The organism is Ideonella sp. (assembly GCF_041914305.1).
Classification (GTDB): domain Bacteria; phylum Pseudomonadota; class Gammaproteobacteria; order Burkholderiales; family Burkholderiaceae_C; genus Ideonella.
The window spans coordinates 24802-40911 of the sequence record NZ_JAYSDQ010000003.1; the positions used below are offsets into that span (position 1 = coordinate 24802).

Sequence of the window (16110 nt, forward strand, 5' to 3'; positions counted from 1 at the left end):
TTCGGACCTGCAAGGTTGACAGAGTGACAGCGCGAATGCGTCATTTTTGTTCAGGTTCCACGGTCGCCGGCCTTGCAGGCGCATCGACCGTGGACGGCCCGTTCCCCGCCCGAGCCTTTCAGTCTGGGAAGGCGTAGGTCACCGTGTACTGCCCGCTGCCGCTGACCGAGGTGATGCCCGCGAGGTAGTAGCCGGACGAGCCTGCGTAGCTGATCGACTCGGTGCTGCCAGGCTGGACCGACTGTGCCACCACCACCCAGGCGCTGCCCGACCACTTGTAGAGCAGCAGGTTGAAGTTCGTATTGACGGGCCCCACCGACGAGACTTTGAACGTGCCGCCGTGGCTGCTGAGGTGCGCCCCTGCCGCGGGCATGTAGGCAATGGCGCCCGGGCCGCTCAACTGCCCGCTCACGGTGACGGTGTCAGGCGAGTCCGGTGCGTAGTAGGCAAACACGGCATCGGCACGGCGCTCGTTCACCGCGTGCCAGGGCTGGCCCAGCGTGCGCATGCGCGAGTCTTCTGTCGGCCGATAGACGCGGCTGGGGCAGTATTTGGCGCCCATGAACAGACCCACGGTGCCGTTGGTGTAGTACCCGGGCGGCGTGGGCACCACGGTGCCCGATGCGATCAACGAACCCCACTTGGCCGTGGGCTTGGTGGTCGCCATCGTCACGTTGGCCTCGCTCGGCTCGCTGGAAGTGGTGCACGTTCCCACTTCGTATTCATCGGCCAGCTGGAAGGCCGTGTGGCCGATCTCGTGCAGGCCCAGCTCGATCGCCTGCGGATGCATCGTCTGCGCACCGATGTTGCCGCCCGAGCCGCCATAGGTCTGGCTGTTGGCCACGACGACGATGACGTCGCGCCCGTCCACCGGGGTGATGGCGCCGACGGCGCTGTACGTGAGCGCTTCGTCCGGACAGACCAGACGGGGCATGTTGTAGCAACCGATCACGGTGCCAAGCGCCGTGCGGCGCGTGACGCCGCCTTCGGTCACGCCGGAATCGATGCTCGCGATGTCGACACGAAGGATGTTCATCCGGTTCTTGTTCTTGGCGAACAAGGGGTCGGCCAGGAAACCGTCCGCCAGCTTCTTGGCGTCCGTGGCCCACTTGCCCATCTGGGCGCTGGTGTAGCCGTCGCCGATCAATACCAGGTCCATGCGGGCACTGGTCGCGCCACTCCACCAAAGCCAGGCGCTTCCGCTCGGTGTGGCCCTTCCGGCCCTTGGCTGCAGCGCCCTGTGCGCGAGCAGCGCCGCGTTCAATTCCTGACGCGAGATGCGCTTCAACGGCAATGGATCGGCCACCGACACGCCCGGGCGACCCGGGCTGCCAAGCCCCGCGCCCGTCTTGGCCGGACGCTCGAACAGATCAAGCGTGGCCAAGCCCGCTGCGTCGGGCAGGTGCACTTCGACGACGCCACCGCTGCGCTGCACGTCGACGGCTGTTTCGATATGGCCCGTGACCGGATCGAAGGCCTCCGCATGCCGGATCCCCGGGTTGCGAACGGCCCTGCGAAACAGCTCACGGCCTTGCTCGTCCCGGCCGACGACGACCAGATCATCGGCGCGCGGCTCGGTCAATGGTGGCCGCAGCTGGAAATTCCCGCGAGCGGCATCGAGCAACTCATAGTCGTTGGTGCCCCCGCATGCACCTGGCGGATGCGCAGCATCAGCGCTTCGTCGGCACGCGCCAGGGCCGACCCGCTCAGCAGCACGGTCACCAATGGCAGCAGAATTTTCGTGGCCAAACGACTGCTGCGCAGATGTCGAACTGAATGTGGCATGCCCACCTCTCCTCAATTTGCCGCGATCGGATGCGTGACCGCGGCGCATCGTAGTCAGGTGACTGCCGCTGTGCGTGGTTCGGCGAGCACGCGCCGCCAAGTCACAGCGGTTTTTTGAAATCTGCGCAGGAATTGAGAAGTGAAGCGCCCACCCCAGCTTGTGGGCCCGCAGAGACAGGTGGTGTTCGATCGAGTCCCGGCACAGCGGGTCTCGCTGATGCAAACCCCGTTTCTGGACAGGTCAGGTTGCTGGCACCTTCGAGAGCAAACGCCACCTTGACGCTGCACTCGTTCGCGTCCTAGAGTGCGCCCACAAACGACGCGCTGGAGGGACACCACGCGATGAACGCCGAGTTGCCGACCGACGACGGCACACGGTCGCACGAGGCCGCGCCGCGCGTTCGCCTGCTGGGCCTGCCCCGCCTGCAGTGGCCCGACGGCCGGCAACACCTGCTGCAGCGCCGCGACGCGGCCTTGCTCGCGCTGCTGGCACTCGAAGGCGCGATGCCACGCTCGCGCGCCGCCACCCGCATCTGGCCCGATGCCGACGCCGAAGGCGCCCGCAACAACCTGCGCCAGCGCCTGTTCCGCCTGCGGCGCACGGCCGAGCGCGATGTCGTTCATGCGGGCGACGTGCTGAGCCTGGCCGACGGCATCGAGCACGACCTGCAGGCCCCGGCGCAGCACCTGGGCGATGACCCGCAGGGCATGGGCGGCGAGCTGCTGGGCACGCTCGACTACAGCGATTGCGCCGAGCTGGCCGAATGGGTGGGCGCGGCGCGCGAGCGCTGGCGCGGCACACGCGCCCAAGCCCTGGCCAGCATCGCGACACGGTTGGAAGAATCGCGCGAGATCGAGCGGGCGCTCGCCTATGCCCACCGCCTGCTCGAAGACGACCCGCTGCAGGAGCCGGCGCACCGCCGCGTGATGCGCCTGCACTACCTGCGCGGCGACCGCGCAGCCGCCCTGGCCGCCTACGCCCGCCTGGTCAAGCTGCTGGCGCTCGAGCTGCGTGCCGAACCCGAGCACGAGACCCGCACCCTCGCCGGCCTGATCGAGCAAGGCGGCGCATTGCCCCACGCCGCGGCACGGCCGCTGCCGCCGGCGGTGCTGCGGCCGCCGCGGCTGATCGGGCGCGAGCGCGAGCTGCAGGCGCTCGAAGCCGCATGGCATGACGGTGCGGCGGTGGTGGTGCTCGGCGAGGCCGGTATCGGCAAGAGCCGGCTGCTGGGTGATTTCGCGGCCACGCGCGGGCTGCACGTGGCCGTGGGCGCCCGCGCCAGCGATGCGCCAGTGCCCTATGCGCTGCTCGCCCGCCTGCTGCGCGCGCTGCCCGCGCCGCAGGCCCTGGCCGACTGGGCGCGCAGCGAGCTGGCCCGGCTGCTGCCCGAATGGGGCGCCCCACCGCCCGGCCGGCTCGACCCGCTGCACCTTCGCGCGGCCACCGCCGCATTGCTGGCCGACGCGGTGGCCCAGGCTTCGGGTGCGGCCGCATCACCGACGCCGTTGTGCATCGTCATCGACGACCTGCACTTCGCCGACGCCGCCACGCTCGAGGCCCTGCCCGCGCTGCTCGGCGAGGCACAAGGCGTGCGCTGGTTGCTCGGCTCGCGCCCGCAGGCCGAGGGGCCGCCCGCATTGGCCAACTGCCTGGCCGCGCTGGAGGCGCTGGAGGCGCTGGACCAGCCGGCGCTGCAGCCCTTCGAGTTGTCGCCGCTCGACGCGGCCGCCGTGCACGCCTTCGTCGCCTCGCTCGAACTGCCGGGCATCGACCCGCAGGTGTGGGCGCCGGCGCTGTGGAAGCGCAGCGGCGGCAACCCACTGTTCCTGCTGGAGACCCTGCGCGCCCTGCTGCGCGACGACCACGCCGCATCACCCGACGAGCTGCCGACGCCCGCGCCGCTGGCCCGCCTCATCGAGCGCCGGCTCGACCGGCTGCGGCCGCCGGCGCTGCGCCTGGCGCGCCTGGCGGCGCTGGCCGGTGGCGACTTCGACATCGAGCTCGCCGCCGCCGTGCTGGGCCTGCATGTGCTCGACCTGGCCGACCCGTGGCGCGAGCTGCAGGACGCCCACATCGTGCGCGACGACGCGTTTGCCCACGACCTGGTGCTCGAAGCCACCCGTGCCGCCGTGCCCGACACCGTCGCCCGCTCGCTGCATGGGCAGATCGCCGCCCAGCTCGCGGCGCGCGGCGTCTCGTCGGCCCGCGTGGCCTCGCATTGGCAGGCGGCGCAACACTGGCGCGAGGCAGCGCTGGCCCACGAGGCCGCCGCCCGCGAGGCCCTGGCCGCCTCGCGCCGCACCGACGAGCTGGCCCACCGGCGCCGCGCGGTCGAGGCCTGGCTCGAAGCCGGCGCACCCGACGAGGCCTTCCGCGCGCGGGCCGAATCGCTGGAGGCGTTGCTGCTGGTCGAAGACGTCGAGCAAGCCCGCGCCTGGGCCGACGAGCTGCTGGCCGACGCGCGCAACGCCACCCAGCGGCTGGAGGCCCAGCTGGCCCGCGCGCAGACGCTGCTGATGGCGGTGCGGCCCGACGAAGCGCTGGCCGCCGCCACCGAGGCGCGAACGCTGGCCGCCACCGCGGCCGACACCTGCCGCGAGCGCCGCGCCGCGCGCTACGTGGCCGTGGCGCTGGCCCAGGCCCAGCGCAGTGACGAAGCGGTGAACCTGCTCGAGCCCTACCGCGACGGCCTGCCCGACGATCCCGCCGACGACGAGACCTACGGCTTCTGGTCCGACTTTTCGTATGTGCTGCACACCGCGCGCCGGCTCAGCCGCAGCGTCGAGGCGCTGGAGCGCGCCATCGCCGGCAGCCAGGCCCGGGGCGACCTGTCCGAGACCTTCAGCACGCTGTCCAACCTGGCCGGCGTGAAGGGCAACCTCGGCCGGCTCGACGACGCCCTGCGCGACGCCGAACGCGCGCAGCGGCTGGGCGAACGCCTGGGCGATGTCGGCGGCGTGCCCGCCGGCTCGGTCGAGATCCACCTCGGGCTGCTGCAGGCCGCCGGCGGCCACCTGGGGCAGGCGCTGGGCCATTTCGACGCGGCGCTGGCGATGTTCGCCCGCGCCGGGCAAGGCACCTGGGTCACGATCGCCGGCAACCACCGCGCCAACCTGCTGCTGCAACTGGGGCAGACCGCCCGCGCGCAGCAGGCGCTGCCGGCCGACGACGAGGCCGTGCACCGGCCGACCCGCTCGCGCCGCCTGGTGATCGCCGCGCGCATCGCCAGCGCGCTGCAGCACGACCCGCAGCCCTTGCTGGCCGAAGCCCTGGCGATGCTGGGCCAGGCGGGTGACCCCTATGGCCGGCTGCTGGCCGCGATCGACGGGCTGCCGCACGAAGCGCCCGCCCAGGCCGCGGCCCATGCTGCAGACCTCGAAGCCCAGGCCGAGCACATCGAGTACTTGGCGGTGGCCGCCAAGGCCCGCTGGTATCGCATCGACGCCTTGCGCCGCGGCGGCCTGCTGGCCGAGGCCGCCGCGCTGGCGCACGACGCGCTGGGCGCGCTGGCCGGCATCAAGCCCTGGGACATGTACCTGCCCGAGGCCTGGTGGATCGCGCAGCGCGTGTTCGCCGGCTTGGGCGACACGTCCGCCGCCAACCAGGTGCTGCGCACCGCCCACGCCTGGATCGACGCGGCCACGCAGGAGGTGCCGCCCGCCTTTCGCGACAGCTTCCTGCAGCGCAACCCGATCAACCGCACGCTGCTGACGACGCCGGTAACGCGCGGGTAACAGCCCGGGCCCTACCGTGTCGCCAGGCCTGACGTCCGTGGCCGTGAGGAGAGCGCAATGCGATCGCTCCTGTTCTTCGATTCGATGATCACGCCGCGGATCATCACCGCCCTGTACTGGCTGATGCTGGCGGCTTCAGCCGCTGCGGGCGCGGCCACGATGCTCAGCCTCGGCCCGCTGAGCTTTCCTGGCATCGCGGCCGGGCTGGTGGTGATGGCCGGCGGCGCCCTGGGCGCGCGCGTCGGCAGTGAACTGCTGATCGTGCTGTTCAAGATCAACGAGAACATGGCGGCGGTCTCGCAGCGGCTGTAGGCAGCCCACCCCTAGCCTCTAGGGTCTGTGCGGACGGCGCGTGGCCGATTCGGGCCGGCAGCGCGGCTATGCTCGCGGCTTCCACTTTTTGGCGCCGTTCATGCTCACCGCCCTCAACCGCCGCCCTGCCCCGCTGGCCTTGTTGATCGCCAGCCTGTTTGCCGCGCCCGCCGCGCTGGCGGCCGATGCGGCCGACACGACACCCAAGAAACCCAGCTGGAACGTGAACCAGCCACCGGGCGAAGCGGCCACCGCCGAGCTGGACGTGCGCACCGGCACCTGGATGAGCGTGGACGTCAGCCCCGATGGCAAGACGCTGGTGTTCGACCTGCTGGGTGACCTGTACCTGCTGCCGATCGCCGGCGGCGAGGCCCGGCCGCTGACGCATTCGATCGCCTGGGAACACCAGGCCCGCTTCTCGCCCGACGGCAAGCAGATCGCCTTCATCAGCGACGCCGGCGGCGGCGACAACGTGTGGGTGATGAATGCGGACGGCAGCGGCGCCCGCGCGGTCAGCAACGAAGACTACCGCCTGCTGAACAACCCGGTCTGGCACCCGAACGGCCAGTACATCGCCGCCCGCAAGCACTACACCGGCACCCGCTCGGCCGGCTCGGGCGAGATCTGGCTCTACCACGTCAGCGGCGGCAAGGGCATGGCGCTGAACGAGAAGCCGAACTGGCAGAAAGACCTCGGCGAGCCGGCGCTGTCGCCCGATGGCAAGTTCCTCTACTACTCGCACGACGCGACGCCGGGCAAGACCTTCGAGTACAACAAGGACTCGAACAAGGAGATCTTCAAGATCTACCGCCAGGACCTCTCCGACGGTTCGGTCGAGCCCTTCGTGCAAGGCCCGGGCGGCGCCATCCGACCCACCCCGTCGCCCGATGGCAGATACCTCGCCTTCGTGCGCCGCGTGCGCAACCAGAGCACGCTGTTCCTGAAAGACCTGGCGACCGGCGTCGAACGCGCCGCATGGCCGGGGCTGGAGCGCGACCTGCAGGAGGCCTGGTCGGTCTACGGCGTCTACCCGGCTTTTGCGTGGACACCCGATTCGCGCGGCATCGTGGCCTGGGCACGCGGCAAGCTGTGGCGGGTCGACCCGTTCCACAACACCGCCGTGGACATCCCCTTTCACGTGAAGGACACGCGCGAGCTGCGCACCGCCCAGCGTGTGCCCCAGGTGGTGGCGCCCGACGAGTTCGCCGTGCACCAGCTGGGCTCGGTCAACGTGTCGCCCGACGGGTCGCGCGTCGTCTACTCGGCGCTCGGCCACCTGTACCTGAAGAACCTGCCCAACGGAAAGCCCTACCGGCTGACGACCACCAACGAACGCTTCGAGTTCTTCCCCAGCTTCTCGCGCGACGGCAAAGAGCTGGTCTTCGTGACCTGGAACGACGAGCAGCTCGGCTCGGTGCGCAAGCTGCAGCTCGACACCAGCCGCGAGACGGTGCTGACCACCGTGCCCGGCAAGTACCTCGAACCACGCTTCTCGCCCGACGGCAAGAGCGTGGTCTTCACCAAGGCCCGCGGCGGCCTGCTGACCTCGCCCTGGCATGGGCTCGACCTCGGTGTCTACCTCGTGCGCAGCGACGGCAAGACCGCCCCGGCGCGCCTGACCAAGGAGGGCGAAGCGCCGCAGTTCGGCGACCGCAACGACGAGGTCTACGTCTCGCGCTTCAGCATGAGCAACGAGGTCGACATGCAGCGCAAGCTGGTGCGCATCAACCTCGAAGATCGGCAGGAGACCGAGGTCGCGCACGGCGAGTTCGTCTCCGACTACGCCGTCTCGCCGGACGGCCAGTGGCTGGGCTTCGCCGAACGCTTCCATGCCTACGTGGCGCCGCTGCCGCGCACCGGCAAGTCGGTGTCGGTGGGCCCGAAGATGGACGCGCTGCCGGTGCGCCAGCTCGATGTCAACGCCGGCCTGGCGATGCACTGGAGCGGCGACAGCAAGCAGCTGCACTTCTCGATCGGCGACGAGCTGTTCACCACCGCGCTGGCCGACGCCTTTGCCCCCGGCACCGAGAAGACACCCGGCTACAAGCCGCCCGAGAACGGGTTGAAGATCGGCTTCAACCAGAAGGCCGACAAGCCGCAGGGCACGATCGCGCTGATCGGCGCCCGCATCGCGACGATGAAGGGCCCGAACTTCGACGAGGTCATCGACAACGGCACCATCGTCGTCGAAGGCAACCGCATCGTGGCCGTCGGGCCCACCGCGCAGGTGCAGGTGCCGCCGCAGGCCAAGACCATCGACGCGCGCGGCCAGACCATCATCCCCGGCCTGATCGACGTGCACTGGCACGGCCCGATGGGCGACTCGGAGCTGATCCCGCAACAAAGCTGGATCAACTACGCCTCGCTGGCCTTCGGCCTGACGACGATCCACGATCCGTCCAACCGCAACAGCGAGGTCTTCACCACGGCCGAGCTGCAGCGCGCCGGGCTGGTCGTCGGCCCGCGCATCTACTCGACCGGCACCATCCTCTACGGTGCCAAGGCCGGCGTGACCGCGGTCGTCAACGGCCTGGACGACGCGCTGACGCACCTGAAGCGCCAGAAGGCCGAGGGCGCGATCAGCGTCAAGAGCTACCAGCAGCCGCGGCGCGAGCAGCGCCAGCAGGTGCTCGAGGCCGCGCGCCAGACCGGCATGATGGTCGTGCCCGAGGGCGGCTCGATGTTCCAGCTCAACATGAGCATGGTGATCGACGGCCACACCGGCATCGAACACGCGCTGCCGATCGCCGAGGTCTACGACGACGTCAAGCAGCTGTGGCCGCAGACCGGCGTGGGCTACACGCCGACGCTGAACGTGGCCTACGGCGGCCTCGACGGCGAGCACTACTGGTACGCCCACACCGACGTCTGGAAGCACCCGCTGCTGAGCAAGTTCGTGCCACGCACGCTGCTCGAATCACGCAGCGTGCGCCGGCCGATGGCCCCCGAAGACGACTACAACGTGGTGCGCGTGGCCCGCACCGCCACCGAGCTGCAGCGCAAGGGCGTGAAGGTCAACATCGGCGCGCACGGCCAGCGCGAGGGCCTTGGCGCGCACTGGGAGATGTGGATGTTCGGCCTGGGCGGCATGAGCCCGCTCGAAGCCATCCGCACGGCCACCATCAACCCGGCCCACTACCTGGGCCTGGACCGCGACCTCGGCTCGATCGAGCCCGGCAAGCTGGCCGACCTGGTGATGATCCGCGGCGACGTGCTCACCGACATCCGCCAGAGCGACCAGATCAGCCACGTGATGCAGAACGGCCGGCTGTTCGAGGTACCGACGCTGAACGAGGTCTGGCCCCAGGCCAGATCACGCAAGCCCTTCTTCTTCGAAGGCAGCGCGGGCACCGGCATGCCGGTCGACATCGACGCGCAGAGCCACGGCGAAGACTGACGCCGGGCAACGCACCGGCCGCGCGCCATGCGCGGCCGGGCGTCACGGGGGCACGCCCCCCGCGCGAGGGCTCAGCGGACTGCTTCGGCCGGCAGTGTCAACGCCCGGCTGTAGCCGTTGGGGAACAGCGACGACTTGGGCAGCGTGATCTGCAGGCGCGCCTGCGGCACGTCCAGGTCGACGCCAAAGTCATTGATGGACACGGTGCTGCACCCGTCCTTGGCCATCCCGCGGATGCACACGTCGTCGAGCTTGTCCAGCGGCCACGACCAATGGCCAACCTCGTCGCGCGTGGCGCCGACCTTCACGACCACCGCCTCAACCTTCGGGCCGATCGCGTCGACGAAGGCCAGGGCCTTCGAGTCGCGGGACCAGACCAGGGTCGACATGTGCTGGTGCGCTTCGGCCTCGGGCACCTCGACGTTGGGCCGCATCGCCCGGCGGCCCGTCGGGTAGACGGCCAACCCCAAGTCGGCGGCCGGCGAGCCGATGCCTGCGGCCTGGTCTTTCGACGACTGGCGGTTCTGCGCGGGCGTCCGGTCCAGGCGATACACGCGGTACTGGCTCTCGGGGCTGTTGACAAAGTGGGTCGGGTAGAACCGGACAAAGGCGATCGACGAATGGTCCGGCGACAGCGACGGTGCGTAGCACCAGAAGCGATCGACAACTTCGCCGCTCTTCCAGTCGACGACCATCACCTCGGCGCCGCCGCCAAAGAGCTGGTTGACGATCGCCAGGCGGTCGCCATGGCGCGCCATGAGGTCGACCCGTTCGACATCCCGGCTCAACTGGATTTCACGGTTCGTCCCGTCCTGCAAGCGAAGGCTGAGCGCGCTCTTGCTGGCAGACGCCACAGCGCGTGCCGTGAGCGACTCGTCCTGATACTCCTTGACCGACACGGCAGCGCTGGGCTCGGACGTCTGGACCTTGACCACAGACCCGGCCATGGCGGCACCCGCCAGGCCCAGCAGCAATGCGCCGCAAAGCGCCTGCGTGCACAGCGACCCGGCGTTGAGAAATTTTTGTTTCTTCATTTCTTGTCTCCCTTACGGTTGCTGGAGAGTCCAGTAATTGCCGAGATCCGGGATGTCATGCGGATCGCATGAGTCGACATTGGCGAACGCGTCGATGTGACCATCGGTTCCGCGGAAATCTGCATCGCATGCAGGGCACTTGTCGTCCACGTCTCTCTTCTGGAACAGCTTGTTGTTGCTCTTGACGAGCGTCTCCTTGCCAGTGCAATTCTTCGCAAAGGTCGCCACGGAGACGCCACCCAACAGGTCACTGTTGCAGGCGCCGGTCACAGAGTCGACCTGGACATAGATGTCCTTGATATTCACATTCGGCGGCATCTCATCGGCACACGAGGTTGCCACGCTGGTGGCGGCACCCGGCTTGAGGTAGCCGAAGTTCGACGACTTGCCGGTGCCGTTGCGGCTGGTGAAATCGAGGAAGTCGCTCTTGAACAATGTCTGGCTGAAGTTGCACTGGGTCACCGAGTCGACCACCCATTTCTGAACGGCGGCACCGGTGCACTTCGCTTCATTGGCGACGTTGTATTGCGAATAGCGGACGACGCCAAGAACGTTCCACGGCTTCGAAGGCGTGTAGGTGGTCTTCACCGCGTGCGCGATCGGCGTCTGCGAGTCCATGCGATAGGTCAACGTATTCCAGGTCACGTTGACTTTCGAGTACTTGCCCTTCTTGATCGTCGGCCGGTCGATGCCGACGCTGATGGCCGAACCAGGCTGGTAGTAGGTGGCGGTGGTCTGCGAAGAGACGAACCCGCCCGCTGTCTCGAAGTCGAAGGTCAGTGTGCCCGCAGTGTCGAGGCCGCCATTGAGGTTCAGTACCGCCGTCCCCTTCTCGAGACTGAGGGATTTGACTTCGACGGCGGCTCGCTTGACGGGCACGGTCACCGGTTGCCAGCCGCCTTGATTCGGCGGGAACTTGACGTTCAGCACGAAGCTGTCTTTCAAGGCGGTGTCGCCCAGCGTCCATTTGTATCGCCCGACAGCGAACGGGAAGAGCCCGGGACACCCGTCATGCGGCAATTGCGCCTGCCCGGCCGTCGCCGTGCCATGCTGCCCCTGTTGGGCGACGGCGGTCTCAAACGCCCATTGCACCTTGCACTCTTGATCGATGGTGGAAATCGAGAAGGCCATGTATTCCTCACCGGGGAATGCCGTGGTTTCGGCAGCACCCTGAGCAAACACCGGGCTCAACGTCGCCAGGAACAGGCTGGCGCACACAATTCGTTTCATGATCCTCCTCTGGATCGTTACGTGATTGGAGGCCAATGGTAGGAGCAGACTCCGCCCTGGATCACGCCTGTTCTAGGGGTTTTGCGGCGCGGCGCGGCTGGCCGATCGGCCGGCCGCCTTCGGCCTTCAGCTCAGAACAATGGCCCGCACGGCACGGTGCCGCGGCGCAGGGCGTGGCCACCCTTTTTCGAGTCGTCGGCCCAGAAGAAGCCCTTCAGGCCGTCGGCGCACTCCGACTCGGGCGCGATGGCGATGCCTTCGTTGTTGGTGTTGGGCATCGAGCCGGGGCGGTTGTAGCCTTGGCGGACGACGAACCGGCCCTGGGTCGGTGAACCGGCCTGGGTGTCGATGGCCAGCAGGGTCGAGCGGTTGTCGCAGCCGTCGTCGCAGTAGGCCCAGAGGATGCCGTTGTCGCGGTCGAACGAGAGGTCCATGACCTGGTCTTGGCCGCTGGCGAAACTGGCAATGCGCACGTAGCTCGAAGCGCCGTGGTTCAACGCGTAGGCATAGACCCGGCCGTTGTCTTCGAGGCCGACGAAGAACAGCCCCGTGCCATGCCCGTTGTAGTCGGCCGGGTCGTAGGGCAAATGGGTGTTCTCGTCGATGAAGCCCTTGGCGACCAGGTGGCTGTCGGGCACCCAGGCGATCCCCTCCAGGCCGAGGTTGCTGTCGTTGACCCGGGGCAGGTCGGCGGTGAGGTTCCATTCGTGCGTCGCCTTCAGGGTGCTGCCGCTGGCGCCCACGTCGTAGCGCAACACGCTGAACCGGTTCTTGCCGTCGCCGTCGCGCTCGGTCGAGACGTAGACCGCCGAGGTGCCGAGTTCGGCCATCGTCACCCCTTCGGCGTCGGGCGCGCCGCTGCCGTTCGGGTAGCGCAGCGTCTTGCCCGAGCCCCAGCCGTTGTCGGTGCGCTTGACGAAGAGCTTGCCTTTCGCGGTCAGGTTGTAGAGCCTGGCCGGTGAGTTCTGCACCGCCCACAGCACGGGGGCCTGCGCGTTGGCGGCCGGCTGGTAGAACAGGCCGCTGAGGTTCTCGCCAAACGCGTCGGCCTTGTCGGCGTTGCTCACCGCCGTGGCCGTCGGCCACTTGACGTAGCCCACCCCCGCCAAGGCCGCCACGCAGCACACGGCGATGGGCACGGCGGCCCACCACGTCGGGTGGGGTCGCATCATGGGAACTGGCCCGCCTCGAACAGGTCGGCCAGGTCGGTCGCGCCGCTCACCGTCGACAGGATCGGCAGCTCCAGGATCCGCTCGATCGACTTCAGCTGCGAGCTGTGGGTCCACTTCACCGTGCTCGCATAACCCTTCTTGACACCCGGGCCGACCGCGATGAACGGCAGCAGGTTGGTGCCATCGCCTTCGTCCCAGCTCAGCAGGATCACGCCGTCGTGCGCGTTGGCGTAGCTGATCATCGCCGGCAGGTTGTTCTTCAGCCAGTCGTCGCCCATGCGGATCTCGTTGTTGCTCGGGCAGCCGCTTTCGCCGTGCATGTCGTTGCACAGGTTGGGCGTGATGAAGTTGTAGGTCGCGACGCGGTTGTTCGCCAGGTCGGCCGCGAACTGGCTGTAGTCCTTGTGGTGGCTGATGCAGTAGCTGTTGGTCTTCGACGGTGGGCTGCCCGACACATCGCGGAAGAACACGAAAGGGTTGTGCTTGGCGGCGTAGAACTTCGACGAGGTGATCGGGCACTTGCCGGTCTTGTCGGTGATGCCCTCTTGATAGGACATCCACGTCACGCCGTTGGTGGCGTTCTTGATCTGCGTCACCAGGTGCGCGGTGCTCTTGGTGCTGTTCTTGCTGGTCGCGTCGCCATCGCCGGTGAACGAGTGGTCGGAGAACTTGTTGGTGCCGGCCTCCATCCACAGGTAGTGCGCTTCGCTTTCTTCGTTCGGCAACTCGTCGCGGAAGTTGGTCGCGTAGGCGTAGTCCTGCATCAGTGTGTTGTTGATGTACGGCGCGTCCGACTTGTTGCCGTAGATCTGCTTCGCGTCGTGGTTCTCGAACGCGATGACGAAGACCACCTTGATCTTCGAGGCGGTCACCGCCTGCTGGATGCCGTCGGGCACGTCGCTTTGCGCCAGCGCGGTCGACGGACTGGCCAGCGCAGCGATGCTCAACGCCAACGCAGTCGTGTGCAAATGAAACTTCATCGTGCGTCTCCTCTGGTTGAAAGTTGCGAGCGACGAGGTTAGCCACGGCGTCTGCGCGGCACCATTGGTAAGAATGGTGGCTCGCAGTGGTAGATCCACCATGGTCCGGCCGGCATTGTTGGCGGCCATACTGGGCGCCCCCAAGGCTCGGCCCGCCGACCCATGTACCAGTTCCAGTTGCCTGCGCGAGCGAAGACCGCCGAGCGCGCCACCGACCGGCCGTTCGCGCTGCCGGCCATCGTCTACGGCATCGGCGTGTCCAGCCTGCTGGCCGACGTGTCAGCCGAAATGGTCGTTAGCGTGTTGCCGATGTACCTGTTCGGCGTGCTGCAGCTGTCGCCGCTGATGGTCGGTTTTCTCGACGGCATCTACCAAGGTGGCGCCGCACTCGCCCGCATCGCCGCCGCGATGTTGTCGGACGGCCGCTTCGGCGCGCGCCGCGTCGCACTCTCGGGCTACGGGCTGTCGGCGTTGTCGCGGCTGCTGCTGGCCTCGTGCACGATCCCGGCCCTGATGACGGGCTTTCTCGGCGCGATGGCGGCGCTGGTGGCCGACCGGCTGGGCAAGGGCATTCGCACCGCGCCGCGCGACGCGCTGATCGCCGAGAGCGTGCCGCGCGAACACCTGGGCCTGGCCTTCGGCGTGCACCGCCGGCTCGACGCGGCCGGCGCGCTGCTCGGGCCCTTGCTGGCCGCCGCGATCCTGTGGTGGCTGCCGATGCGCTTCGAGGTCGTGTTCCTGGCCGCGGCGGCGGTGTCGCTGCCCGGCATGCTGGTGTTCTGGCGCGCCACCGCAGCACGCAAGCACCAGCCGGCCGTGGCTTCGGCGCCGGGGCCGGGCATGTGGTCGCTGCTGCGCACGCCGTGGTTCGCCCAGGCGCTGCTGCTGGTCGGTGCGACCTCGTTGTTCGCGATCAGCGACGGCTTGTTCTACGCGTCGATCCAGCGCGGCGTGAACCTGTCGCCCGAATACTTTCCGCTGCTGTCGGTGGTGTCGGCGCTGGGCTTTCTGCTCGCGGCCGCGCCCCTGGGCCGATTGGCGGACCGCGTCGGCGCCCTCAAGGTCTACCTCGCCGGCAACGCCTGCCTGGCCGCCACCTACCTCGTTTGGGCCTGCGGCGGCGTCACCTCGACACCGGTCGCGATGGCGATGGTGCTGTCGATCGGCGTCTACTACGCCGCCACCGATGGCGTCATCGTCGCCGCCGTGGCCGCGGCGTTGGCGCCCGAGTTGCGCACGCGTGGCCTGGCGCTGCTGGCCACGGCCATCGGCGGTGCCAAGTTTCTGTCGTCGCTGCTGTTCGGTGCGTTGTGGACGCACTGGAGCGTCACCACCGCCACGCTGGTGTTCGCTGCCGGCCTGGTGCTGTCGGTCGCCGCGGCGGCGTTGCGCCTGCGGCAAGCCGATGCTCCCGAGATGAAACCATGCTGAAGATGCGCCCTCGCCTGACCCTCACCTTCGCCGCCACTCTCGCCGTCACCCTCGCGGCTTGCGCGCCCGCCGCCGCGCAAGCCCCCGCGGCCAGCGGCGCCGCCCGTGCGGCCGGGCCCACGGTGGCCTATGTCGTGCGCCCCAGCGACCCCAGCCGCTACAACCCGGTCGAGCGGCTGGCGCTGGACGCATCGCTGCGCCCCGTCTCTCGCACACCTGTCAACCTGGGGTGCAGCCGCGTGCACGTGGCCAACACGGGCGAGCTGGTCTGCCTGACCCAGTCGAAGCCGGGCTCGCCGGGCCGGTTCACGCCGAACACAACCTACCTCTATTCGCCGGCGATGACACCGCTCGCGTCCTTCGAACGCCCGGTCAGCAACATGCCCAGCCGCGCGCGGATCTCGGCCGACGGCCGCTACCTGGCGACCACCACCTTCACGTCGGGCCACAGTTACCTCGGCGTCGGCGGAACGCAGTTCTCGACCGAGACCCTCATCAGCCAGCGCGCCGATGGCGCCACGGCACAAGACATCCAGAAATGGGCGATCAGCTGGAAGGGCCAACCGGTGACGGCGCTCGACCTGAACCTGTGGGGTGTCACCTTCGACCCTCGCCAGTCGGACCACTTCTTCGTCACCGTGTACTTCAAGGGCACGCCTTACCTGGGTGAGGGCAGCGTCGCCAACCGCGCGATCAAGGTGCTGCGTCCGAACGTCGAGTGCCCGTCGCTGTCGCCCGATGGCCAGCGCATCGCCTTCAAGCGCCGCGTGAGCGCCACCGCGTGGGCGCCCGCCGTCCTCGATCTGGCGACGCAGAAAGAGCGGGTGCTGCAGGTGCCGAACTCGGTCGACGACCAGATCGAATGGCTGGACGACCACACCCTCGTCTACGAGGTGGCGACCACGCCGCTGTTCGACACGCCCAAGTTCAACCTCTACACGGTCGACCTGGCCGCGGCGCAGCCCCAGCAGGTGCTGTGGCTCGAAGACGCGCGCTCGCCCACCTTTGTGCGGGCGGGCCCGTAGTCGCCTTGC

At 68.6% G+C, this 16110-nt stretch carries 11 protein-coding genes; 5 read left to right on the top strand and 6 right to left on the bottom strand.

Annotation, left to right across the window (positions count from 1 at the left end; genetic code table 11):
- Positions 1–118: 118 nt before the first annotated feature.
- Together ACE3SG_RS04920 and ACE3SG_RS04925 are read right to left on the bottom strand one after the other, a co-directional pair.
- Positions 119–1624: a M64 family metallopeptidase gene (locus ACE3SG_RS04920; protein ID WP_374562878.1), complete on the bottom strand. Its 1506-nt coding sequence runs from the start codon at positions 1622–1624 to the stop codon at positions 119–121.
- Positions 1579–1785, bottom strand: a complete 207-nt coding sequence (locus tag ACE3SG_RS04925) for a hypothetical protein (RefSeq protein WP_374562879.1) — start codon at positions 1783–1785, stop codon at positions 1579–1581. Before ACE3SG_RS04925 ends, ACE3SG_RS04920 begins: the two co-directional genes overlap by 46 nt.
- A gap of 342 nt (positions 1786–2127) precedes the next feature.
- On the opposite strand from ACE3SG_RS04925, the gene ACE3SG_RS04930 reads away from it, so the two are divergent.
- The 3 genes from ACE3SG_RS04930 (at position 2128) to ACE3SG_RS04940 (ending at position 9229) form a co-directional block, all read left to right on the top strand.
- Positions 2128–5520 (top strand): AAA family ATPase, encoded by a 3393-nt coding sequence (locus tag ACE3SG_RS04930; protein WP_374562880.1) that lies wholly within the window; start codon positions 2128–2130, stop codon positions 5518–5520.
- Positions 5521–5577: 57 nt separating this feature from the next.
- On the top strand, positions 5578–5832 hold the full coding sequence (locus ACE3SG_RS04935) for a DUF4282 domain-containing protein (protein WP_374562881.1): 255 nt from the start codon (positions 5578–5580) through the stop codon (positions 5830–5832).
- A 100-nt stretch (positions 5833–5932) separates the two neighbouring features.
- Complete coding sequence (locus ACE3SG_RS04940) at positions 5933–9229, top strand: amidohydrolase family protein (protein WP_374562882.1); 3297 nt, start codon at positions 5933–5935, stop codon at positions 9227–9229.
- 71 nt (positions 9230–9300) lie between these two features.
- On the opposite strand, the gene ACE3SG_RS04945 is transcribed toward ACE3SG_RS04940, so the two are convergent.
- From ACE3SG_RS04945 to ACE3SG_RS04960, 4 genes are all read right to left on the bottom strand, one after another.
- On the bottom strand, positions 9301–10263 hold the full coding sequence (locus tag ACE3SG_RS04945) for a hypothetical protein (RefSeq protein WP_374562883.1): 963 nt from the start codon (positions 10261–10263) through the stop codon (positions 9301–9303).
- Positions 10264–10275: 12 nt separating this feature from the next.
- Entirely contained in the window at positions 10276–11493 is a 1218-nt protein-coding gene (locus ACE3SG_RS04950; RefSeq protein WP_374562884.1) for a hypothetical protein, read from the bottom strand.
- A gap of 131 nt (positions 11494–11624) precedes the next feature.
- On the bottom strand, positions 11625–12665 hold the full coding sequence (locus tag ACE3SG_RS04955; RefSeq protein WP_374562885.1) for an SdiA-regulated domain-containing protein: 1041 nt from the start codon (positions 12663–12665) through the stop codon (positions 11625–11627).
- The gene (locus tag ACE3SG_RS04960) at positions 12662–13645 is read right to left on the bottom strand and encodes an alkaline phosphatase family protein (RefSeq protein ID WP_374562886.1); all 984 of its coding nucleotides are present in this window, start codon (positions 13643–13645) and stop codon (positions 12662–12664) included. Before ACE3SG_RS04960 ends, ACE3SG_RS04955 begins: the two co-directional genes overlap by 4 nt.
- A gap of 162 nt (positions 13646–13807) precedes the next feature.
- Between ACE3SG_RS04960 and ACE3SG_RS04965 the strand changes: the two genes are divergently transcribed.
- Positions 13808–15076, top strand: coding sequence for an MFS transporter (locus ACE3SG_RS04965; protein WP_374562887.1), 1269 nt, complete (start codon positions 13808–13810; stop codon positions 15074–15076).
- Complete coding sequence (locus ACE3SG_RS04970; protein WP_374562888.1) at positions 15070–16101, top strand: hypothetical protein; 1032 nt, start codon at positions 15070–15072, stop codon at positions 16099–16101. Before ACE3SG_RS04965 ends, ACE3SG_RS04970 begins: the two co-directional genes overlap by 7 nt.
- Positions 16102–16110 lie beyond the last annotated feature (9 nt).

Coding starts and splice junctions, on each gene's coding strand:
- ACE3SG_RS04925 (WP_374562879.1), bottom strand. CDS start 1,785: ATGCCACATTCAGTTCGACATCTGCGCAGCAGTCGTTTGGCCACGAAA.
- ACE3SG_RS04930 (WP_374562880.1), top strand. CDS start 2,128: ATGAACGCCGAGTTGCCGACCGACGACGGCACACGGTCGCACGAGGCC.
- ACE3SG_RS04935 (WP_374562881.1), top strand. CDS start 5,578: ATGCGATCGCTCCTGTTCTTCGATTCGATGATCACGCCGCGGATCATC.
- ACE3SG_RS04940 (WP_374562882.1), top strand. CDS start 5,933: ATGCTCACCGCCCTCAACCGCCGCCCTGCCCCGCTGGCCTTGTTGATC.
- ACE3SG_RS04945 (WP_374562883.1), bottom strand. CDS start 10,263: ATGAAGAAACAAAAATTTCTCAACGCCGGGTCGCTGTGCACGCAGGCG.
- ACE3SG_RS04950 (WP_374562884.1), bottom strand. CDS start 11,493: ATGAAACGAATTGTGTGCGCCAGCCTGTTCCTGGCGACGTTGAGCCCG.
- ACE3SG_RS04955 (WP_374562885.1), bottom strand. CDS start 12,665: ATGATGCGACCCCACCCGACGTGGTGGGCCGCCGTGCCCATCGCCGTG.
- ACE3SG_RS04960 (WP_374562886.1), bottom strand. CDS start 13,645: ATGAAGTTTCATTTGCACACGACTGCGTTGGCGTTGAGCATCGCTGCG.
- ACE3SG_RS04965 (WP_374562887.1), top strand. CDS start 13,808: ATGTACCAGTTCCAGTTGCCTGCGCGAGCGAAGACCGCCGAGCGCGCC.
- ACE3SG_RS04970 (WP_374562888.1), top strand. CDS start 15,070: ATGCTGAAGATGCGCCCTCGCCTGACCCTCACCTTCGCCGCCACTCTC.